The following is a 21,818-nucleotide window of genomic DNA, read 5'->3' on the forward strand; positions in this document are numbered from 1 at the left end:
TGAAAACGGCGAAGGATTGAGAAGGCCCACCCTTCGCGCAACACGGGCCAAGGAAGAGGAGACTGCAATGTCGAAGTCGTTCAAGGTGCTGGGCCTTGCGGTGAGCGCCCTTGCGCTTACCCAATTGCCGGCCGCAGCCCAGACCAAGGTTACCGATCAAGGCATCTCGTCCAGCGAGATCGTCATCGGCACCCATCAGGACCTGTCCGGCCCGATCAAGAACTGGGGTGTTCCGGTTTCCAACGGCATGAAGATGGCGGCCGAGGAGATCAATACCGCAGGCGGCATCCACGGTCGCAAGATCAAGCTGATCGTGGAGGACAGCGGCTACGATCCGAAGCGCGCCGTGCTGGCCTCACAGAAGATGGTCGAGCGCGACAAGGTCTTCGCCATGGTCGGCCCGATGGGCTCGCCCACCGTGCTCGCCGCGCAGGACATCCTGTTCGATGCCGGCGTTATGCAACTCTTCCCGCTGACGGCCGCCGAATTCACCTTCAAGTTCGATCCGGCGAAGCCGCAGGAAAGGCTGAAGTTCAACAACCTCCTGCCGTATGTCGAGAGCACGCGCGCCGCGGTCAAATACATGGTCGAGACCAAGGGCTTCAAGAAGCCCTGCATCCTGCATCAGGACGACGAGTACGGAAAGAACGTGCTTGACGGCTTCACCCAGCAGGTCAAGGCGATGAAGCTGGAGCCGGCTTCTGTCACCAGCTACAAGCGCGGCGCTTCCGACTTCAGTGCTCAGGTCGCCAAGATGAAGTCCGACGGCTGCGATGTGGTCGTGCTCGGCACCGTGATCCGCGAGACCATCGGTGCGATGGGCGAAGCCAAAAAGCTCGGCTGGGACGTCACCTTCCTCGGCGCCACGCCGACCAACGTGCTGGAAGTGCCGGCGCTCGGCAAGGAAGCCGTCGAAGGCCTCTACGCGGCTTCCGGCTTCGAAATCCCGTACGAAGACACCGCCAAGGGCAAGGTCAAGGACTGGCTCGCCAACTACAAGAAGATGTTCGGCTCGGATGCCAACACCCAGGCGATCATCGGCTACAACGCCATGATGACCTTTGCGTTCTACGCCGAGAAGGCTGGCAAGGACCTGACCGGCCAGAAGATGCTGAGCGCGCTTGAGTCAGGCGAGCAGTTCCGCGACATCTTCAACTCGCCGCCGACCAAGTTCTCCAAGACCGATCATCTCGCCACCACGATTACCCAGGTCCAGCAGATCAAGAACGGCCGCTGGGTGCTGGTCAAGGAAGGCCTGATGTTCTGAGGGGACGCTTCGCTCTAGCGACAGGACTTCAACAAGAAAGGGCTGCGCGATCATCTCGCGCAGCCCTTTACTTATTGTGCTTGCGGTCTCCGTATCGCCGTACACCGACAGCAATGACGGTCGTCGTCACTTCGGCCTTATCGCGTCCGCGGTGCCTTGGATAAAGGCTTGGATCTTCACCACGTCGGCTTCGGTCAACTTGCCGGTGAAGTCGGGCATGCCCTGATCGTGGAACGGACCCTTGAACACAAAATTCTTCAGGTTCTCGATGGTCTCCTTGGAAACGTAGCCGAGGTTCCTGACATTGCCGCCCTTGTCGACACCGGGCACGCCATGGCATTGCGCGCAGGCGGTGACATAGAGCGCAGTGCCTTCGGGAACGTCCTTCGGATCGTATTTGACGCCGGCGAGCAGGCCTTCGGTCTGGTACTTCACGAAGGCCGGCAGTGGCGCTTGCCGTCGAGCGCGAACGTGTAGACGGTGCCCGGGCTCTGCAATTCGGTGGCGCGGGCGGCAATTCCAAACACGCCGCCCCAGCCGACCGCGATCGAGACGTACTGCTTGCCGTCGATCAGATAGGTCGAGGCGGCCGCAACCACGCCGCTACCGACCGGCGTCTCCCAGAGCTTTTCGCCCGTCGTGGCGTTGTAGGCGATGAAGCGGCCGTCCGCAGTGCCCTGGAAAACGAGGTTGCCCGCGGTAGTGAGCGTGCCGCCGTTCCACGGCGCCACATATTCCGCGCGCCAGGCTTCCTTCTGCTTCACCGGGTCCCAGGCGAGCAGGCGGCCGAATGGCGTGCTCTTCGGCGGTGTCGCGTTGAGCATGAAGCCAAGGTTCCAGCCCGCCGCGGAAGCGAATTTGCCGGGCTCCTGTGCGTTATGCTTGAACGCCGTTTCCGGCGTGAGATTCACCGGAATGTTCTGCGCCGGCAGATAGACGAGGCCGGTCTGCGGATTGAACGACATCGGATGCCAGTTATGGGCGCCGTACGGGCCGGGGATGCTGTCATACTGTTCTCCCCGCGCGCCTCCTTCACCTCGATCGGCCGGCCGTTGGCGTCGTAGCCGGTCGCCCAGTTCACATCGACGAAGTTCTTGGCCGAGATGAACTTGCCGTTGGTGCGGTCGACGACGAAGAAGAAGCCATTCTTCGGCGCGTGCAGGATCACCTTGCGCGGCGTGCCATCGATGGTGAGGTCGGCGAGGATCATCGGCTGGGTGGAGGTGTAGTCCCAGTGATCGCCGGGCGTCTCCTGGTAGTGCCAGACGTATTTTCCGGTGTCGGCGTTCAGCGCGACCAGCGAGGCCAGATAGAGGTTGTCGCCGCCGGACGGGCTGCGCACATCCCGATTCCACGGTGAGCCGTTGCCGGTGCCGATATAGACGAGGTTGAGGTCTGGATCGAAGGTGATGGTATCCCACGCCGTTCCGCCGCCGCCGTTGATCCAGTATTTGCCGGCGGGGTCCCAGGTCTTGGCGGCAGCCTCCATTGATTCATCTTCGAACGGTTTTGACGGATCGCCCGGCACCGTGAACCAGCGCCAGGCCTGATTGCCGGTTTCGGCGTCGTAAGCGGTGACGTAGCCGCGGGCGCCGTATTCCGCGCCGCCATTGCCGATCACGACCTTGCCGTTGAACACGCGCGGCGCGCCGGTGATGGTGTAGGAATGCTCCTTGTCGATCAGCGTGTCCTTTTCCCAGACCACTTTGCCGGTGACGGCATCGAGCGCGATCAGCCGCCCGTCATAGACGCCGACGAACACCTTGCCTTTCCAGAGCGCGACGCCGCGATTGACCACGTCGCAGCAGCCTTTGTAGCCCTTTGTGCGATCGACCTTCGGATCGTACGTCCAGAGCCGCTTGCCGGTGCGGGCATCGATGGCGTGCACCACGCTCCAGGACGCGGTCTGATACATGACGCCGTCGACAACGACCGGCGTCGCCTCGACGCCGCGGGAGGATTCCAGCGGATAGCTCCACACCAGTCCGAGCTTCTTCACGTTGTCGGCGTCGATCTGGTTGAGCTTGGAAAAGCGCGTCTCGGCATAGTCGAGGCCGATGGTCGGCCAGTCGCTCGAGGTCGCGGTGTTGGCCTTGATCGATGCGCCGTCGACCGCCGAAGTAACCGCCTTGATGTGCTCGGGCGATCCCTTGGCGGGTGTCTGCGCAAGGGCTGTGCTGCAGCCCAGCGTCAGGCCCAGCCCGATTGCGATCACGGCCTGCGCAAGGCGCGCCGGCCGATGGGAAGCAACGGCAATTTCAGGAAAAAAAAGGCAAGCGGAAGCAACGCGTGGCAAACGTGTCATCTCATTCCCTCCCAGTGATCTCTAGCGGATCTGGTGGAATGCTATGCCGGTGAGAAGGATCGCGTCAATCAACGCGATGCGCGAAACGAAAAGAGAAAATTTGTCTCGCATGTTTTGCGCGAGCGTTTTCACCGAACGAATGCAAGCTGGCATACCGGCTGCAGCGCACCATTGGCCGCGAGGCAGGGAAGATCAGGTAAGGAAAGCAGATTGTTGCCTGCCGTCGCCGCGCAACAATTGCGCGCCGTCATTCCATTGGCAGGTTCGAATGACCGGTCGGCGGAGCGGCGAGAGAACTCACAACAAGCGGAGCCGCAAGCGTACTGCCCGAGGCGTCGGCGAGCAGCGGGGCGTCGGCATATCGCATCACGCCGTGCTGACTGATCACGAATGTCGGCCGAAAGTTTCTGACGTCGACATCCTCGACCATCGCCATGCGGCGGTTATCTAGCGTCAGCCAGCGCCCCTCCAGCCGCGTGGCAGCCACCGCGTGGTCCTCGCCGTGGATGGTATCGTGCAGTACCACGATCCTGAGGTCGTCGGGCGCGATGCCGGCACGGCGTAAGGCTATGAATTTCGCAATCGCATAATCCTCGCAGTCGCCGCCGCCGCGCGCGAGCGTTGCGAGCGGCGGCGTCCAGACGTCGATCTGGCCGTGCTGAGCGAGATCGCTCATCGGCCGGATGGCGAGATTGACCGCGCGGTTGATTTCGCCGAGCCGCGCCCGGCCTTCGCGCAAGCGGGCGGCGTCGGCAATGTCGAGGAATTTCAACGCGGCCGGAGACGCGCAGCCGTCACGGTCGCCTTCGCAGAGCGCAAGCTGCACCATTTCGTCGTCGAGCCGGCGCTGCACGCCGATCCATTTGTCGTGCAGTCCGCCGCTGGAGAGGGCAGATGCGACAAGCCCGAACGGCTCGGCCGACCGCTGGATGATCTCCACCGGCGCGGATGGCTCGCCCGTCTCCGCGCGCAGGTCGACTGGCCCGAACCAGGCCAAGCCGCACGCGACGATGCCCGCACGCCATGCGCGCGCATAGACTGCCAACCCCATCTGACACCCCTTGTCCGGGCATCGGCGGGCCTGCTCTGCCTGCTCGTACCCGGATCATTTCAGAACGGGCAGGATGGGCAATGGCGCTTTTGATCCGTTTAAAACGAGGGGAGACCTATCGGAAGTTTGCGAAGGAGCGTGAACGCGGCCTTGCCGGTTTGCAGAGGATTTTATCGATCCACTCAGATCGGTGCTCATCAGGGCCGCTCGGCTATCCGAGACAGGACGCGGACAGGGCGCAAAAGTTTACGGTTGCAGAAGGGTCACAGGTCACCCGAATTAACCTTACCGGCGGAATCCCTCGGTGGGCGGCTGCAACCTGTCCCGGATCCCTTGAAGCGATGGCGGCTTCTTGTGGATCGGCGAAACGGTCAGCCCTTCGGGCGGCCGTCGGTTCCCTCGCTTCTGCGCTGCAGCAAAGATAAAGTATTGTGACTGCTTATCTTTATGCCTTGAGAAGGCCGTGCCTAATTTTCAATCGGCCCGCGGTAAACCCTGCCTTCTCCTCGCCACACTCTCGCCCGACAGTTTTTCCGGACCTTTTCGGTCGTGTTGCAGACTTACCCCATATTGAGGGTGTTCGCAGCGTGCGTGCTTTTGTGTTCCCTACCTGCATGGTATGAAAACCCCGCAGGGAAATTTCATACTTCTTAACCATTTAGATTGGTGTTCCATTGAACTACGCCGGCAAATTCGGATCGGGCGACCTCGCCCCCTTTTTCCGGCGCGGATATTGGCTCAGGGCCTCTGCCGTCATCGCACGGCCATCTTCCTTCCCACGCCAAGCTCCATGTCGACAAAGTTTCGACACATGCGCCGTCCGACGCCATAATTGTTTCTGATGCCCATCTGCTCTTCAGCGGCGACTTCAAGCGATCGGGCGTCGACCTGATCCTTAGCAGCGTCGACCGCGAGGTCGTGCTGCGCGATTACTTCAAGGGCGAGAAGCGCGCTGCGCTGGCCTCGCCCGATGGCGCCCATCTCACCGGCGACATCGTCAACGCGCTGAGCGGGCACATCCAGTTCGCGCAAGCGGACGGCAGTCCCAGCGTCGCGCCGCCTGTGATCGGGCATGTCACCAAGCTGACGGGGAATGCGACCGCGATCCGCAACGGCGTCTCAATCATCCTGAACCAGGGCGAAACCGTCCATAAAGGCGACGTCGTCCAGTCCGGCTCCGATTCGACGCTGGGCATCACCTTCATCGATGGCACCGTGTTCGGTCTCGCATCGAACGCCAGGATGGTGCTGAACGAGATGGTCTACGACCCCGACGGGTCGGACAACAAATCGCTGCTCAGCCTGGTGCAGGGCACGATCTCGTTCGTCGCCGGCGCCACCGCCAAGAAAGGCGACATGAAGGTCGACACCCCGGTCGCGACCATGGGCATCCGCGGCACCGCGGTGCTGGTCGAGATCGACTTCGAGGTGCCGGGCCAGGGTGGTGCGCCGCCGGCGAAATTCCAGGTGCTGGTCGAGCCCGACGGCACCACCGGCTCCTACATTCTGTTCGACAAGACCACGCTGACGCCGATCGCGACCGTCAACCAGGCCGGCACGCAGACGATCGTCAGCGGCCAGGGCGCGGTCAGCTTCCAATCGTCGGTGCAGCTATCGCCCGATGCGCAGAAGATCATCAGCGACGTGTTCTCGCTGAAGTTCACCGACCTGAACAACCCGAACACCAAGCTCACCACCAATTTTACCGATTCGATCGTTCCGGAAACGTTGTTCATCAAGCTGGCCGGCGGGGAGTTCATTCCCGTGACGCTTCAGCTACTCAACATCCCGAGCGGGGCTACTCCCGCCGCGGATCCGGGACCGCCCCCCAGGCTCGTGCATATTCCGGGACCGCCGCTGGCTGCGGCGCACGGCGGCGCGGTTACCGAACGAATCGATGTGACCGCGAGCTCCGCGCTCGACAGCATCTCGGGTGTCGTCAACTATATCGACATCAACGTCGGCGACACGCCGAGCGTCAGTGCGCAGTTTTCTTTCTTCGTCTATCAGAACGCGCAGGGCGCCGACGTCACCGCCACGCTGACGGCGCAGCAACTGGCTGCGATCAAAGCGGTCGAAGTGCCGCTGTCCGTGGTGCAGGATCCCAACGGCAAGAACATCGGTACGGCGACCTGGACCTACAACATCGCCGACGGCGCGTTCGACTTCCTTGCCGCCGGCGAGACGCTGAAGCTGACCTACATGGCGCGGGTCGACAACAATTATGCGCCGAGCAACGAGACGACGTTTGTGCCGTTTACGATCGTCGTCACCGGCACCAATGACAAGCCGACGATCTCCGCGACCGGCGGCCAGATCACGGAGCGGATCGGCACCGGCAATACGGTGATCGATACCGTGTCCGGCACCGTTACCTTCGGCGATGTCGACCTGACCGACCGTCCCGTCGTCAGCGCGGCGATCTCGGCCGCCGATCCGTTCCGCTACTATGATGCGCAAGGCAACGACGTCACCGCGACGCTGACGGCGGAGCAGCGGTCAGCAATTCAGACCGTCCTGGTGCCGCTGACAGTGGTGCAGGCGGCCGGAAACAGCCATAACGGCTCGGCAACGTGGACCTACAGCGTCGAGGACAGCAAGTTCGATTTTATCGCCAAGGGCGAGACGCTGGTGCTCAACTACGTCGCCCAGGTTGATGATGGTCATGGTGGCGTCATCACGACGTCGATCACGGTCTCGATCGACGGCGCGGATGTCGCCGTCTCCGGTACTAACGACGTTCCGACCATCGAGGTGACGAACTCTGCGTTCCCCGAGCTGGAGAACCCCAGCCAGCCGAATCCGACCGGATCCCCGGCGCTTCATACGGTATCGGGCACCATCAGCTTCACTGACGTCGACCTGACCGACCGGCCGGTGGCGAGCGCCGCCTTTGCTTCCTACACCTATCAGAGCGCGGCCGACGCCAGTCTCACGCTCACGGCCGGGCAACTCGACGCGGTCGATGCCGCGCTGACGGTGGCGCAGGCGGCCGGCAATACAAACAACGGTTCGGCGAGCTGGACCTACAGCGTCCCCGACAGCGCGTTCGACTTTCTTGCGGACGGCGAGATCCTGACGCTGACCTATACCGCGACCGTCAATGACGGTCACGGCGGGATCATCAACAAGCCGCTCACCGTCACCGTGACCGGCACTAACGATACGGCCGTCATCGCCAGCAGCCCACAATCCGCAGCAATTTCGGAGATCGACGACACCTCTGGCTCGGCGACGCCGGATCACGCCAATGGCGCGATCATATTCACGGATGTCGACTGGACCGACACGCATACCGTGACGGTTACCGATGTGGTCGCATCCGGCATCATGACCGGTCTGGCCGATCACGACACGCAGTTCGATTGGCTATTGCTGGGCACGTTGACCGATTCCCCCGGCGGGTTGACCGGCATCCAGAACTGGACGTTCTCGGCCCCGGATCATTATTTCGACTATCTCGCCGACGGCGAGGCCGTCACGCTCACCTACACGGTGGAAGTTGACGACCACCACGGCGGCGTCGTCACCAAGGACGTGGCCATTACCGTCAACGGCGCCAATGATGCGCCGGTGGTTACCACGACCAACGGCACCTTTACCGAAATGGCCGGCACCGGCATCGGCGTGTTGGACCATGCCGGCGGCAGCATCACCTTTGCCGATCTCGATCTCAGCGACCGGCCGGACGTATCCGCGTCATACGCCAGCTACACCTACACGGCTGCGGATGGCACGACCGATCTGCTGCTGACCGCACAGCAGCAAGACGACATCGGAATCGCCCTGACGCTGACACCGGCCCTCGGCAACACCAACAACGGTTCGGTGAGTTGGTCCTATGACGTGGCCGACAGCCAGTTCGATTTCCTCGCTTATGGCGAAACGCTGACGCTGACCTACACCGCCAAGGTCAATGACCATCATGGCGGCGTTGTCACCAAGCCGGTCACCGTCGCCATCACCGGCTCCAATGACGTGCCGACGCTGGACGCCGAGATAGCGGGCGAGCTCAACGACACCGCGGCGAATGACAGTTTTGGCAGTCTCGCGGGGACGTTGACCGGGCACGATGTCGATCACGATGAGACCGCCTCGCTGAGTTATGCTGTGCTCGACGGATCCAGTGCGGTGAACACTGCGGTCGCCGGCCTCTACGGTTCGCTGACGGTGAATGCCGACGGCACCTACACCTACGTTCCCAATGCCGCCGCGCTCAACGCGCTGCACGAAGGTAGCTATACCGATATGTTCACGGCGCAAACGGCCGACGTGCACGGCACCGTCAGCACCGCCATTCTCACCGTCGATGTGATCGGCGCCAACGACGCGCCGACATTGACTGCGGAAATCGCGGGCAAGCTCACCGATACCGCGGCCGATGACAATTTCGCCGATCTTACGGGCACGCTGGATGGCAATGACCGCGACAGCGGCGAGACCGCCTCGCTGAGTTATGCTGCGCTCGACGGATCCAGCGCGGTGAACACCGCGGTCGCCGGCCTCTACGGTTGGCTCGCGGTGAATGCCGACGGCAGCTACGTCTATGTGCCCAATGCTGCCGCCATCGATGCGCTGCTGGCAGGTAGTTATACCGATACCTTCGCGGTGCAGACCATCGACGTGCACGGTGCTGTCGGCACTGCGACGCTGACGGTGAACGTGGAGGGGGCGAACGATGCGCCCGTGATCAGAACCGATGTCGTCGTCACAGAGGACGTTGATGAAACGACGACTTTTTCGGGCCTTTACGTCACGGATGCCGATGCTACCGGATCCACCACCTTTGCGATGTCAGCGACGACCGGCGCCAGCCCGGTAACTAGTGTGACACCGGCAAACGGCAGCGGCCTTGATTTTGAGGAAATCAACGCGATGCTGGACAGCGGTATCGCCTACGTCCACGACGCTGCGGAACCGCAGACCGACATGGTCACGCTCACGGTTGCCGATAGTTTTGGCGGCGCCGATACGGTCAATTTCATTTTCAACCACGCTGGAACAGGCCCGGAAGTCACCTTGAACGGCACGTCCGGCAACGACGTCATTTTTGCGACCGGCTATGCCGATACGCTGACCGGTGGTGCGGGCGCTGACCAGTTTGTCTTCACGCCGGAAGACAGTCCCAACACCGATACGATCATGGACTTCGCGCCGGAACGGGACCATATCGATCTGCGGGCGTTTGCCGCGGTGGACTCGTCCACTGTCAGTAGTTGGCTAGCCAATCCGCTGAACCAGATAAATTCTACTGACGTTCGGTTCACACTCGACACCAACGATACTGTCATCCTCAAGAATGTCGTCCTGGCCAATCTGAATGTGAGCGACTTCATCGTGTCGCCGCACTAAGCCCTCTGGAATGGTGCTTCCCGAGCCGCGCTAGCTCCCTGACTCAGTGCCACCTTCTGGCTTGCGTGGCGCTGGCAGTTAGGCGAACAATCGAAAGCCATGAAGCGACTACGGACCTTACCCAGGTGGTTCAAGCGGCGCATCGGCTATGCCCGGCTGCTGTGCCTTGCGCTCCTGGTCGGGTTTGCCGCGCTTCGTGTCGCCGATCCGGCGCCGGTCGAGGAAATCCGCGTCCGGACCTTTGACGCCTTCCAGCGCATCGACCCGCGCAAGAAGACCGCGCGGCCGGTCACCATCGTCGATATCGACGAAAAGAGCATGGAAAAGTTCGGGCAGTGGCCGTGGCCGCGCACCCGGCTTGCTGACCTCATCACCGAACTGACCCAGCTCGGCGCGGTCGTGATCGCGTTCGACGCGGTGTTCCCGGAGCCCGACCGTCTCAACCCTGCCTTGGCGGCGGACACGTTCCGCAATCTCGACGAGGAAACCCGTACCAGGCTGCGCGCGCTGCCGAGCAACGACCAGATCTTCGCCGATGCCATCCGGAAGTCGCGCGTGGTGCTCGGCGAATCCGGCCTGCCGGAGGAAATCGCGACCCTCGACAAGACGCTGCCGGTTACCGGGCTCGCGATGCTGGGCGAGGAGCCGCAGCGTTTCATGTTCGAGTTTCCCGGCCTTCTTCGCAACGTTCCGGTGCTGGAACATGCCGCCGCCGGGCGCGGCCTGTTCACCATCAGGCCCGAACGCGACGGCATTGTGCGGCGGGTGCCGATGATCATGCTCGCGCAGGGCCAGACCATGCCGTCGCTGACCTTCGAGATGCTTCGGGTGGCCACCGGGTCCGGCACCATCCTGATCAAGGCGGAGAAGGCCGGCATCAAGAGCCTCGGCATCAAGGGCGTCCAGATCCCGACCGACCATAACGGCCAGCTCTGGGTCCATTATGCCCGCAACGATGCCTCAATCTACGTCCCCGCAATCAACGTGCTGGAAAAGAACGTCGCCCCCGACATGATCGCAGGCAAGCTGGTGCTGATCGGCACCTCCGCGGTCGGCCTCAACGACATCAAGACCACGCCGGTGTCCCGCGCCATGCCCGGGGTCGAAATCCACGCCCAGGTGCTCGAAAGCGCGCTGACCGGCGCGGTGATCTCGCAGCCGAACTATGGCATCGGCATTGAATTCGCAGCAGCGATGTTGCTCGGGCTTCTCGTGATTGTGTTTGCGCCCCTGTTTGGTCCGGTCTCGCTGGTCATCTTCGGGGGCGCGTTTGCGTCCGTGCTGGTCGGAACGTCGGCATACTTTTACGCCCAGCATCGCCTGCTGATCGACTTCACCTATCCCCTGATGTCGACCACGTCGATCTACCTCACGCTGATCTTTTCCGCCTTCGTGCGCGAGCAGGCGCAGCGCCGCCAAATCCGCTCCGCCTTCGGCCAGTATCTGTCGCCGGCCTTGGTCGAACAGCTTGCGCAGTCGCCGGAGAAGCTGGTGCTTGGCGGCGAGGAGCGCGAGATGACCATCATGTTCTCCGACATGCGCGGCTTCACCTCGATCTCGGAGACCTACAAGAACGACCCGCAGGGCCTCACGGCGCTGATGAACCGCTTCCTGACGCCGCTGACCAACGCCATCCTCGACCGCAAGGGCACCATCGACAAATACATGGGCGACGCCATCATGGCGTTCTGGAATGCGCCGCTGGACGACAAGGACCACGAGCTCAATGCCTGCGAAGCAGCGCTCGACATGCTCGAGCGCGTCGACGAGCTCAACCAGGCGCGCGAGCTGGAGGCCAAGCAAGAGGGGCGTCCGTTCATTCCGCTCAATGCCGGCATCGGGCTCAATACCGGCGTCTGCGTGGTCGGCAACATGGGTTCCGACCAGCGCTTCGACTATTCGGTGTTCGGCGACAGCGTCAATCTCGCCTCGCGCCTCGAAGGGCAGTCGAAAGAATATGGTTTTCCGATCATTGTCGGCTCCAAGACCGCGCTCGCGGTCAAAAACAAGTTCGCCATTCTCGAGCTCGACTTCATCATGGTGAAGGGCAAGAAGGAGCCGGAGGTGATCTACGCCATCGCCGGCCGCGAGGACACCGCGCAGTCCGGCCGCTTCCAGCGCCTGCGCAACCTGACGATCGAGATGCTCGCCTGCTACCGCAACCGCGACTGGGCCGGCGCACTCGCAGCCATCGCGCGCGGCCGCAAGACCGACGAGGCGAACGCGCTGGAGCTGCTCTACGATTTGTACGAGGCGCGCATCCGCGGCTACCTCGAAAACCCGCCGCCGGAAGATTGGAATGGCGCATTTGCGCTGCTGACGAAATAGCTTCCGTCGTCCCTGCGCAAGCAGGGACCCATACGCCGCGGCCCTTGGAAGAGGCACAAGGGGAGACGGCTTCGCTCAACAACTTAGGCCTGTGGTTACGGGTCCCTGCGTTCGCAGGGACGACAGCGAGAGCTACTCCAGCCCGATCTGCGTCAAATCCTGGAACCAGTGCTGCGCCTGCACGAACTTCTTCACCTTCGGCGACAGCGCATGCGGGTTGGTGTCGTGCACGACCCATACCAGCGTGGCGTCGTCGACGATCTGCGCGTGCGCCTGCGCTAACAGCTCGTCCTGCTTGGCGACATCAAAAGTCTGCTTGGCCTCGTCGATCAGTGCATCGACCTTCGCACTTCTGTAGCCGCCCCAGTTGACGCCGACAGGCGCAATCTGGCCGGAGTGGAAGAAGCGGACGATGGCATAGAGCGGGTCTGACGTGACATAGGCGATGTTGTTGGAGGTGATGCCGGCGTTCATCTCGTCGGCCGCGCCCTTGCGCCAGGCCGTGTATAGCGTCTCAAGCTCGACCACCTTGAAATCGATCTCGATGCCAATCTCCTTAAAACTCTGCTGCAGGAATTCGTTCATCGGCAGCGACAGCATCTGTCCGGTGCCGCCTTGCGCGATGACGAAGGTGGTCTTCAGCGGCTTCTCCTTCGAATAGCCGGCCTCCTGCACCAGCTTCTTCGCCGCCGCGACATCATATTTGAGCTCGAAGGACGGCTTGCCGAACCACGGGCTCGACGGGTCGACCTGGCCCTTGGCGGGTTTCGCCAGACCGTTCATCAGCCCGACCACCGCCTCGCGGTCGATCGCGAGGTTGAGCGCCTTGCGCAGGCGGATGTCGGTCCAGGGCGAGCCGGGCAACACGCTCAAATGATAATTCCAGACATGCGGCGTGACGTTGTCGACGATCTTCATGCCGGCGGATTTGAGCTGCGGCACCGCGTCCGGCGCCGGGGTCTCGATCAGGTCGACCTGGCCGGCCAGCAGCGCGTTGGTGCGCGTCAGCGCTTCCGGCATCGGGATCAGCACGATCTTGTCGGCCTTCGGAAGCCGCTTCTTGTCCCAATAGTCGGCATTCCTGGTCAGCTCGGCGAGTTCGCGCGGCACGAGTTTTGTCAGTTTGAACGGCCCGGTGCCGGAGGGCTGGCTCGCGAACTTGTCCCAATCCTTGCCAAGCTTTTCATATTGCGCCGGGCTGGAAACCAGAAACCACAGCATCTGGTACGGAAAGAAGGAGTCGACCGCCTTGGTCGTGATCTCGATAGTGGCGTCGTCGATCTTGGCGTAGCTCGCGACCGAGGGCAGGCGGGTCTTCACCTGCGCGCTCTGCCGCTTGTCGAACTGCGGTGCCTTGTCGTTGAGCACCTTGTCCAGATTCCAGATCACCGCGTCGGCATTGAATTCGCTGCCGTCGTGAAACTTGACGCCCTTGCGAAGCGAAAAGCGCCATTTCTTCTTGTCCTGCTCGTCCACCTTCCACTCGGTCGCAAGCCCAGGCACCAACTTGCCGGGCCGGTCGGCGACGTCCATCTCCCAGGCCACCAGCGGATCGTAGATCGTATAGGCAGAAAACTGATAGGCGCCGGCGCCGCGGTCGGGCTGGCCGGTGGTCAGCGGGATGTCCGCCATGGAAATGCCGTAGCGCACAACGGTCTCGGCCTGCGCCGAAATCGTGGAGATGCCAAGAGCCAAGCTTACGGCCAGAGTTGCGGCAGGAAGAAGCATCGAATTTCGGGTGCGCATGAATTAGGCTCCATCGGGCGAGGTTTGGAGCTAAAAATGCAAGCTTGGTGCCAGCTTAGGCATTGGACTTGACTTGCATGCGCGCTTCACAAGGAGTTGTGCGGTCAAACGCATAGCCTGGAGGGAAGCATGCCGTTTGGCACAGGCGTTGCATACGGCTGCATAAGAATTAGTCACCGAAGCGTTGAGAAGGGGATTGCTGCAAATGCGTAACGACAAATCGAAGAAGAGGGCCACCGCGTGGCTGCTGGCAACGGCGCTGGTGGTCGGGTTGCCGCAACTCGCAAGCGCCGAAACGGTGCTGCGGATCGGCATGACGGCTGCCGATATTCCGCGCACGCTCGGCCAGCCCGACCAGGGTTTTGAGGGCAACCGCTTCACCGGGCTGACGATGTATGACGGCCTGACGATGTGGGACCTCTCGTCCCGCGACAAGGCAAGCGTCATGATTCCGGGCCTCGCGACCGAATGGAAGGTCGACGAGGCCGACAAGAAGAAGTGGACCTTCAAGCTGCGCCCCGGCGTCAAATTCCATGACGGCAGCGACTTCAATGCCGACGCCGTGGTCTGGAACGTCGAGAAGGTGCTGAAGCAGGATGCGCCGCATTTTGACGCCAGCCAGGTCGGCGTCACCGCCTCGCGCATGCCGACGCTGGCCTCGGCGCGCAAGATCGACGACATGACGGTGGAATTGACCACCAAGGAGCCGGACAGCTTTCTGCCGATCAACTTGACCAACCTGTTCATGGCGAGCCCTGCCAAGTGGCAGGCCTTCTATGACAAGGCTGAAGGCGCCGACGCCAAGGCGAAATCGCAGGCCGCCTGGGCGGCGTTCGCCAGGGACGCCTCGGGCACCGGCCCCTGGAAGATGTCGAAGTTCACGCCGCGCGAGCGGCTCGAACTCGTCAAGAACGAAGGCTATTGGGACAAGGGCCGCGTGCCCAAGGTCGACCGGATGGTGCTGCTGCCGATGCCGGAGGCCAATGCCCGCACCGCGGCCTTGCTGTCCGGCCAGGTCGACTGGGTCGAGGCGCCCGCGCCCGACGCGGTCAGGGAGATCAAGCAGCGGGGCTTCCAGCTCCAGGCCAATGAATCGCCGCACGTCTGGCCGTGGCAGTTCTCGCGCATCGAGGGCTCGCCCTGGAACGACATCCGCGTCCGCAAGGCCGCCAATCTCTGCGTCGACCGCGAAGGGCTCAAGGAGGGCCTGCTTGCCGGCCTGATGGTGCCGGCGACCGGCACGTTCGAGCCCGGCCATCCCTGGCGCGGAAAGCCGACCTTCGAGATCAAATATGACCTGAAGGCCGCCCAGAAGCTGATGCAAGAGGCGGGCTACGGCCCGAACAAGAAGCTGACAGTGAAGACGCAGACCTCGGCGTCGGGATCGGGCCAGATGCAGCCCTTGCCGATGAACGAATATCTGCAGCAGGCGCTGGCTGAATGCTACTTCGACGTTCAGCTCGACGTCATCGAGTGGAACACGCTGTTCACCAACTGGCGCCGCGGCGCAAGGATCCCACCGCCAACGGCGCCAACGCCACCAACGTCACCTACGCGGCGATGGATCCGTTCTTCGCGCTGGTGCGCTTCCTGCAATCGTCGATGGCGCCTCCCGTCTCGAACAATTGGGGCTACATCAACAATCCCAAGTTCGACGAGCTGGTGACCAAGGCGCGCCAGACCTTCGACCCCGCTGCGCGTGATGCGGCGCTGGCCGAACTGCATGCGGCCTCGGTGGACGATGCGGCGTTCCTCTACGTCGCCCACGACGTCTCGCCGCGGGCCATGAGCCCGAAGGTGAAAGGCTTCGTGCAGCCGAAGAGCTGGTTCGTCGACTTCTCGCCGGTGTCGATGGCGCCGTAAGTCCAGGAGCGTAATGCTTGCTGACCCTCTCCCCTTGTGGGAGAGGGTGGATCGAATGAGCGGAGCTCATTCGAGACGGGTGAGGGGTTCTCTCCGCGGATACGCCTCCCTCATCTGAATTGCCCCCGTCCGCGGATGGAACCCCTCATCCGGCGCGGACCAAGGTCCGCGCCACCTTCTCCCACAAGGGGAGAAGGGAAGAAGAGAGTAACCCGTGTTCGCTTACATTGCCCGGCGTATCGTCTACGTCATTCCGATCGTGATCAGCGTCGCGCTGGTGTGCTTCCTGCTGGTGCACATCACGCCCGGCGATCCTCTGGTCGCCGTGCTGCCGGCGGATGCGTCGCAGGAACTCGCCGCGCAAATGCGCACGGCTTACGGCTTCGACCGGCCGCTGCCGGTGCAATTCGGCCTCTGGCTATGGCGCGCGCTCCATGGCGATCTCGGCAGCTCGATTGCGACCGGCCGCCCGGTGCTGTCGGAAGTCCTGCGCGCCGTCGGCAACACCGTCACGCTTGCGGTTGCCGCCGCGCTGATCGGCTTTACGCTCGGGCTGATGTTCGGCCTGATTGCCGGCTATTTCCGCGACACCTGGATCGACAAGGTCGCGACCTCCATCGCGATCGCCGGTGTCTCGGTGCCGCATTACTGGCTCGGCATGGTGATGGTCATCATTTTCTCGGTGCAGCTCAACTGGCTGCCCGCGGTCGGCGCCGGTCCCGGCGGCTCCGGTTCGTGGGGTTGGGACTGGGAGCACATGAAATACCTGATCCTGCCGGCGATCACGACCGCGGTGATCCCGATGGGCATCATCACCCGCACCGTCCGGGCACTGACCGGCGACATCCTGAGCCAGGATTTTGTCGAAGCGTTGCGCGCCAAAGGGATGCGCGAATTGGACGTGTTCCGCCACGTCATCAAGAACGCCGCGCCCACCGCGCTTGCGGTGATGGGCCTGCAGCTCGGTTACATGCTCGGCGGTTCGATCCTGATCGAGACCGTGTTCTCGTGGCCCGGCTCAGGCTTGCTGCTCAACTCCGCGATTTTCCAGCGCGACCTGCCGCTGCTGCAGGGCACGATTTTGGTGCTGGCGCTGTTCTTCGTCACGCTCAATCTGCTGGTCGATATCGCGCAGGCCGCGATCGACCCGCGCATCAAGCGGGGTTAGAGCATGATCCGGAAAAGTGGGCACCGGTTTTCCCTCGCGACAAACGCGGAACGCGTTTGCGCGGAGATCATGCTCCAACAAAGAGTCTATGCATGACCGTGATGTCGGATACCGCCCTGCAAGCCGCGCCCGCGAGCAAGGCGCGTGGCTATTGGGCCACCGTCGGCCGCCGCATCGCGCGCGATAAGGTCAGCATGGTCTGCGCCTTCGTGCTGGTGCTGATCTTTGCCTCCGCACTTCTTGCGCCGTGGCTCGGCCTTGCCGATCCCTATCAGGGCTCGATGATCCGCCGGCTTCGCCATATCGGCACGCCGAACTATCCGCTCGGCACCGACGAGCTCGGCCGCGACATGCTGGCGCGGCTGATCTATGGCGGCCGGCTGTCGCTGATCATCGGCATCCTGCCGGTGATTCTCGCCTTCGTGATCGGCACCTCGCTCGGCCTCATCGCCGGTTATGTCGGCGGCCGGCTCAACACCGCCATCATGCGTACGGTGGACGTGTTCTATGCTTTCCCGTCGGTGCTGCTGGCGATCGCGATCTCCGGCGCACTGGGCGCGGGCATCGTCAACTCCATCGTCTCGCTGACCATCGTGTTCGTGCCGCAGATCACCCGCGTCGCCGAAAGCGTTACCACCGGCGTGCGTAACATGGATTTTGTGGAAGCCGCGCGCGCCTCCGGCGCCGGACCTTTACCATCATGCGCGTGCATATGCTCGGAAACGTTCTCGGCCCGATCTTCGTCTACGCAACAGGCTTGATCTCGGTGTCGATGATCCTCGCCGCCGGCCTGTCATTCCTCGGGCTCGGTACAAAACCGCCGGAGCCGGAATGGGGCTTGATGCTGAACACGCTGCGCACCGCGATCTATATCAATCCCTGGGTGGCGGCGCTGCCGGGCGTGATGATCTTTGCGGTGTCGATCTGCTTCAATCTTTTGAGCGACGGCATGCGCAGCGCCATGGACATCAGGAACTGACGCATGGGTGAGACGTCTACCTCAGTCGAATTGCTGGAGCAGGTCGAAGACATCGGCGGGGCGGCGCAACCGCTGTTGCAGGTCACCGGCCTGACCAAACATTTCCCGGTGCGCGGCGACCTGTTCAGCCCTCGCAAAACGGTGCGCGCGGTCGATGATGTGTCGTTCTCGATCGCCAAGGGCGAAACCGTCGGCATCGTCGGCGAATCCGGCTGCGGTAAGTCGACCACGGCGCGATTGCTGATGCACCTGATGAAGCGCGATGCCGGCGACATCGTCTATGACGGCATGCAGGTCGGCCGCGCACTGTCCCTGCGCGAATTGCGTCGCGGCATGCAGATGGTGTTTCAGGACAGCTACGCCTCGCTCAATCCGCGCTTGACCATCGAGGAATCGATCGCCTTCGGCCCCAAGGTGCACGGCATGGCGGACGCTGCCGCGCGCACGTTGGCGCGCGAGCTCCTCGGCAAAGTTGGCTTGCGTCCCGAAACTTTCGCCAACCGCTACCCGCACGAAATTTCCGGCGGCCAGCGCCAGCGCGTCAATATCGCGCGTGCGCTGGCGTTGTCGCCGCGGCTGGTGATTCTTGATGAGGCCGTCTCGGCGCTCGACAAATCGGTCGAAGCCCAGGTGCTCAATCTGCTGGCCGATCTGAAGCGCGAATTCGGCCTGACCTATCTTTTCATCAGCCACGATCTCAACGTGGTGCGCTACATCTCGGACCGTGTGCTGGTGATGTATCTCGGCGAGGTGGTCGAACTCGGCCCGGTCGACAAGGTCTGGGATGCGCCGGCACATCCCTACACGCGGGCGCTCTTGGCGGCGATGCCGTCATCCGACCCCGATAACCGCACCGAGACGCCGCCGATCTCCGGCGATCCGCCCAACCCGATCGACCCGCCGTCGGGGTGCCGGTTTCACACCCGTTGCCCGTTTGCGGAGCCGCTCTGCGCAAATGCGACGCCAAAACTCAGCGATGTCGATACAATGGGCCATCAGGCGGCGTGCTACATGGCCATACCCGGCTCCGGGCACAGCCGCGCACCGGCCAACAAGAGTGACGAGGGAGCCAACGCTGCATGACTAGACCCGATCCCAAGCAGGTCAAGGTAATGACCGACGTCGCCGGCGTGCCGCAGGATGCGGAAGTGTCCGCCCGCATCGCCAATTCTATCGGCCCGGCCTTTGACGGGTTTGCGCCGGTTGCCGGCACGCTGCCGCTGGATCTTGAGCCAGCAAGTTTCCTTCTGGTGCAGAACGCGAAGGTGTCGAAATGAGCGGCGAACCGGCCTTGATGTCAGCGGTCGCGGTCGCCAAGGCGATCGCCGGCAAGAAATTGTCCTCGCGCGAAGTGACGCAATCCTGCCTCGACCGCATCGCGCAATGGCAACCGCGCGTCAACGCCTTCATGGCGATCGAGGCGGAGGAGGCACTTGCCGCGGCTGATTCCGCTGACGCCGCGCTCGCCAAGGGCCAAAATCTCGGTCCGCTGCACGGCGTCCCGATGGCCCACAAGGACATGTATTACGAGGCCGGCAAGGTCGTCACCTGCGGCTCCAAAATCCGGCGCGATTTCGTTGCGACGACGACCTCGACCGCGCTGCAGCGCCTGAAGGACGCCGGCTCCGTCAGGCTCGGCTCGCTGCAGATGGTCGAGTTCGCCTACGGGCCGACCGGCCACAACGTGCATTACGGCGCGGTGCGTAACCCCTGGAATCTCGATCACATCACCGGCGGCTCGTCGTCCGGCTCCGGCTCGGCGGTCGCGGCGCGGCTGACCTTTGCCGCGCTCGGTTCGGATACCGGCGGCTCGATCCGGATGCCCGCGCATTTCTGCGGCGTCACCGGCTTCAAGACCACAGTCGGCCTGATCAGCCGCGCCGGCGCGATGCCGCTGTCGCAATCGCTCGACACCGTCGGCCCGCTGGCGCAAACGGTTGAGGACTGTGCGCTGCTGGTGGGATTGATGGCGGGTGCGGATCCCGAGGACCCGACCACGTCCACGCGGGCGGTGCCGAACTACATGGCCGCGACCACGGGCTCGATGAAGGGCCTGAAGATCGGCGTACCGACCGCCTTCTATGTCGACGACCTCGATCCCGAGGTAGCGCGAGTCCTTGATGAGACTATTGCCACCCTCAAGCGGGAGGGGGCGGAAATCGTCAAGGTCGAGCTGCCGGACCAGCGCCAGCTCACGGCCGCCTGCCAGATCGTGCTCGCCACCGAGGCGGCGGCCTTCCACAAGCGCTGGATGATCGAGCGTCCCCAGGATTACGGTAGTCAGGTCTTGATGCGGTTGCAGAACGGGCTCGCCATTCCGGCCGTGACCTATCTCGAAGCGATGCGCTGGCGCGGTCCGGCGCTCGCCGCCTACCTCGCGGCGGCGGAAGGGACCGACGCCGTGATCGCGCCGGTGGCGCCGATGCCGGCGGCGACCATTGCCGAGAGCGATGTCGGCAACAGCCTGGAGGCGGAAGCCGTGATTCAGCGCATCACGCGGTTCACCCGCCCGATCAATTATCTCGGCCTGCCGTCGCTTTCGATTCCCGCGGGCTTCACCAAGAAGGGGCTGCCGGTCGGCATGCAGTTGATCGGCCGCCCCTTCGATGAGGCCGGGCTGGTGCGGATCGGCGCGGCGTTCCAGCGCGCCACCGACTATCACCAGCAGGTACCCGAACTGGCATGAGCAACCTCGTCGATATCCGCAACCTCAACATCCGCTTCACCGGCGAACGTACGGTTCATGCTGTCAACGACATCTCGCTCTCGCTTGGCGAGGGCGAGGTGCTCGGCCTGCTCGGCGAATCCGGTTCGGGAAAAAGCGTGACGCTGCGCGCGCTGATGCGCCTGTTGCCGAAGAAGCGGACGCAGATTTCGGGCACCGTGAAGGTGTTGGGACGCGACGTGCTCGCAATGAACGACGAGGAGCTGTCGGCGTTTCGCGGCCAGACCGTCTCGATGATCTTTCAGGAGCCCGCGCTGGCGCTCGACCCCGTCTACACGATCGGCCGCCAGATCGCGGAAACCGTGATCCGCCACGAAGGCAAGAGCGAAAAGGAGGGACTCGCGCGCGCGCTGGAAATGCTGGAGGTGGTGCGGATTCCCTCCGCCAAGCGCCGCCTCGAAGCCTATCCGCACGAAATGAGCGGTGGCATGCGGCAGCGCGCCATGATCGCGCTGGCGCTGGCGTGCAAGCCGAAAATACTGCTGGCGGACGAGCCGACCACGGCGCTGGACGCCACCGTGCAGATTCAGATCCTGCTGCTGCTCCGCGAATTGCAGCGCGAGTTCGGCATGTCCGTGATTTTCGTGACCCACGATATCGGCGTCGCCATCGAAATCTGCGACCGCGTCGCGGTCATGTATGCCGGCCAGATCGTGGAGCAGGGCCGCTTGCGCGACATCGTCCGCAGCCCGGTGCATCCCTATGCCAAGGGGCTATTGGCCGCGACCGTCCACGGCGCAAAACGCGGCCAGCGGCTGGAGACCATCCCGGGCACGCCGCCCTCGCTCGACAAGGCGCCCGTCAGTTGTTCGTTCGCACCACGGTGCACGGTTGCGCAGCCGCGCTGCAGCGAGCGTCTGCCACCGAATGTGCAGGTATCGCCGGATCGAACGGCGCGTTGTGTGCTGGCGGAGGCGGATGTTTCTGCTGCGATCTGATCGCCACACGGGCGCTGCACTCCCTCTCCCGCTTGCGGGGAGGCGTAGGCGGCCGACGGGCCGCCGTACTTGATTTAAGAACGCCGATGCGTAGCA

The 21,818-nt window shown here is 63.1% G+C and carries 10 protein-coding genes and 3 pseudogenes; 10 read left to right on the forward strand and 3 right to left on the reverse strand.

All coding sequences use genetic code 11. The annotated features are described in order from the left end of the window. Positions 1-67: 67 nt before the first annotated feature. On the forward strand, positions 68-1,267 hold the full coding sequence (locus tag ACFXS9_RS36900; RefSeq protein WP_392698041.1) for an ABC transporter substrate-binding protein: 1,200 nt from the start codon (positions 68-70) through the stop codon (positions 1,265-1,267). Between the two features lie 126 nt (positions 1,268-1,393). Here the strand turns inward: ACFXS9_RS36900 and ACFXS9_RS36905 are convergent. Both ACFXS9_RS36905 and ACFXS9_RS36910 read right to left on the reverse strand, forming a co-directional pair. After that, a pseudogene (locus tag ACFXS9_RS36905) lies at positions 1,394-3,467 on the reverse strand (PQQ-dependent dehydrogenase, methanol/ethanol family). Positions 3,468-3,819: 352 nt separating this feature from the next. Next, positions 3,820-4,623, reverse strand: a complete 804-nt coding sequence (locus ACFXS9_RS36910) for a transglutaminase-like cysteine peptidase (RefSeq protein WP_392698044.1) — start codon at positions 4,621-4,623, stop codon at positions 3,820-3,822. Positions 4,624-5,541: 918 nt separating this feature from the next. Here ACFXS9_RS36910 and ACFXS9_RS36915 point away from each other — a divergent pair. Together ACFXS9_RS36915 and ACFXS9_RS36920 are read left to right on the forward strand one after the other, a co-directional pair. Further along, a complete protein-coding gene (locus tag ACFXS9_RS36915; RefSeq protein WP_392698047.1) occupies positions 5,542-9,975 on the forward strand; it encodes a VCBS domain-containing protein in 4,434 nt (1,477 codons plus the stop codon). A 99-nt stretch (positions 9,976-10,074) separates the two neighbouring features. After that, positions 10,075-12,303 carry a CHASE2 domain-containing protein gene (locus ACFXS9_RS36920; protein WP_392698049.1) on the forward strand — a complete coding sequence of 743 codons (2,229 nt, stop codon included), beginning with the start codon at positions 10,075-10,077 and terminating at the stop codon, positions 12,301-12,303. Between the two features lie 132 nt (positions 12,304-12,435). On the opposite strand, the gene ACFXS9_RS36925 is transcribed toward ACFXS9_RS36920, so the two are convergent. Continuing rightward, on the reverse strand, positions 12,436-14,049 hold the full coding sequence (locus ACFXS9_RS36925) for an ABC transporter substrate-binding protein (protein ID WP_392698052.1): 1,614 nt from the start codon (positions 14,047-14,049) through the stop codon (positions 12,436-12,438). Positions 14,050-14,254: 205 nt separating this feature from the next. Here ACFXS9_RS36925 and ACFXS9_RS36930 point away from each other — a divergent pair. The 7 genes and pseudogenes from ACFXS9_RS36930 to ACFXS9_RS36960 all read left to right on the forward strand — a co-directional run bounded on the left by ACFXS9_RS36930 (position 14,255) and on the right by ACFXS9_RS36960 (position 21,722). Beyond that, positions 14,255-15,912: pseudogene (locus ACFXS9_RS36930) on the forward strand (ABC transporter substrate-binding protein). A 214-nt stretch (positions 15,913-16,126) separates the two neighbouring features. Continuing rightward, entirely contained in the window at positions 16,127-17,080 is a 954-nt protein-coding gene (locus ACFXS9_RS36935; RefSeq protein ID WP_334416239.1) for an ABC transporter permease, read from the forward strand. Positions 17,081-17,181: 101 nt separating this feature from the next. Continuing rightward, positions 17,182-18,059 (forward strand): annotated as a pseudogene (locus tag ACFXS9_RS36940) (ABC transporter permease). A 3-nt stretch (positions 18,060-18,062) separates the two neighbouring features. Beyond that, positions 18,063-19,142 carry an ABC transporter ATP-binding protein gene (locus tag ACFXS9_RS36945; RefSeq protein WP_392698055.1) on the forward strand — a complete coding sequence of 360 codons (1,080 nt, stop codon included), beginning with the start codon at positions 18,063-18,065 and terminating at the stop codon, positions 19,140-19,142. Next, positions 19,139-19,336 (forward strand): hypothetical protein, encoded by a 198-nt coding sequence (locus tag ACFXS9_RS36950; RefSeq protein ID WP_392698058.1) that lies wholly within the window; start codon positions 19,139-19,141, stop codon positions 19,334-19,336. Before ACFXS9_RS36945 ends, ACFXS9_RS36950 begins: the two co-directional genes overlap by 4 nt. Next, positions 19,333-20,745, forward strand: a complete 1,413-nt coding sequence (locus ACFXS9_RS36955; RefSeq protein ID WP_392698060.1) for an amidase — start codon at positions 19,333-19,335, stop codon at positions 20,743-20,745. Before ACFXS9_RS36950 ends, ACFXS9_RS36955 begins: the two co-directional genes overlap by 4 nt. Next, positions 20,742-21,722: an ABC transporter ATP-binding protein gene (locus ACFXS9_RS36960; protein ID WP_392698062.1), complete on the forward strand. Its 981-nt coding sequence runs from the start codon at positions 20,742-20,744 to the stop codon at positions 21,720-21,722. The genes ACFXS9_RS36955 and ACFXS9_RS36960 overlap by 4 nt, the downstream gene beginning before the upstream one ends. Positions 21,723-21,818 lie beyond the last annotated feature (96 nt).

It is taken from the genome of Bradyrhizobium sp. RDI18, from assembly GCF_043203335.1.
Classification (GTDB): Bacteria; Pseudomonadota; Alphaproteobacteria; order Rhizobiales; family Xanthobacteraceae; genus Bradyrhizobium; species Bradyrhizobium retamae.

Coding starts and splice junctions, on each gene's coding strand:
- ACFXS9_RS36900 (WP_392698041.1), top strand. CDS start 68: ATGTCGAAGTCGTTCAAGGTGCTGGGCCTTGCGGTGAGCGCCCTTGCG.
- ACFXS9_RS36910 (WP_392698044.1), bottom strand. CDS start 4,623: ATGGGGTTGGCAGTCTATGCGCGCGCATGGCGTGCGGGCATCGTCGCG.
- ACFXS9_RS36920 (WP_392698049.1), top strand. CDS start 10,075: ATGAAGCGACTACGGACCTTACCCAGGTGGTTCAAGCGGCGCATCGGC.
- ACFXS9_RS36925 (WP_392698052.1), bottom strand. CDS start 14,049: ATGCGCACCCGAAATTCGATGCTTCTTCCTGCCGCAACTCTGGCCGTA.
- ACFXS9_RS36945 (WP_392698055.1), top strand. CDS start 18,063: ATGGGTGAGACGTCTACCTCAGTCGAATTGCTGGAGCAGGTCGAAGAC.
- ACFXS9_RS36950 (WP_392698058.1), top strand. CDS start 19,139: ATGACTAGACCCGATCCCAAGCAGGTCAAGGTAATGACCGACGTCGCC.
- ACFXS9_RS36955 (WP_392698060.1), top strand. CDS start 19,333: ATGAGCGGCGAACCGGCCTTGATGTCAGCGGTCGCGGTCGCCAAGGCG.
- ACFXS9_RS36960 (WP_392698062.1), top strand. CDS start 20,742: ATGAGCAACCTCGTCGATATCCGCAACCTCAACATCCGCTTCACCGGC.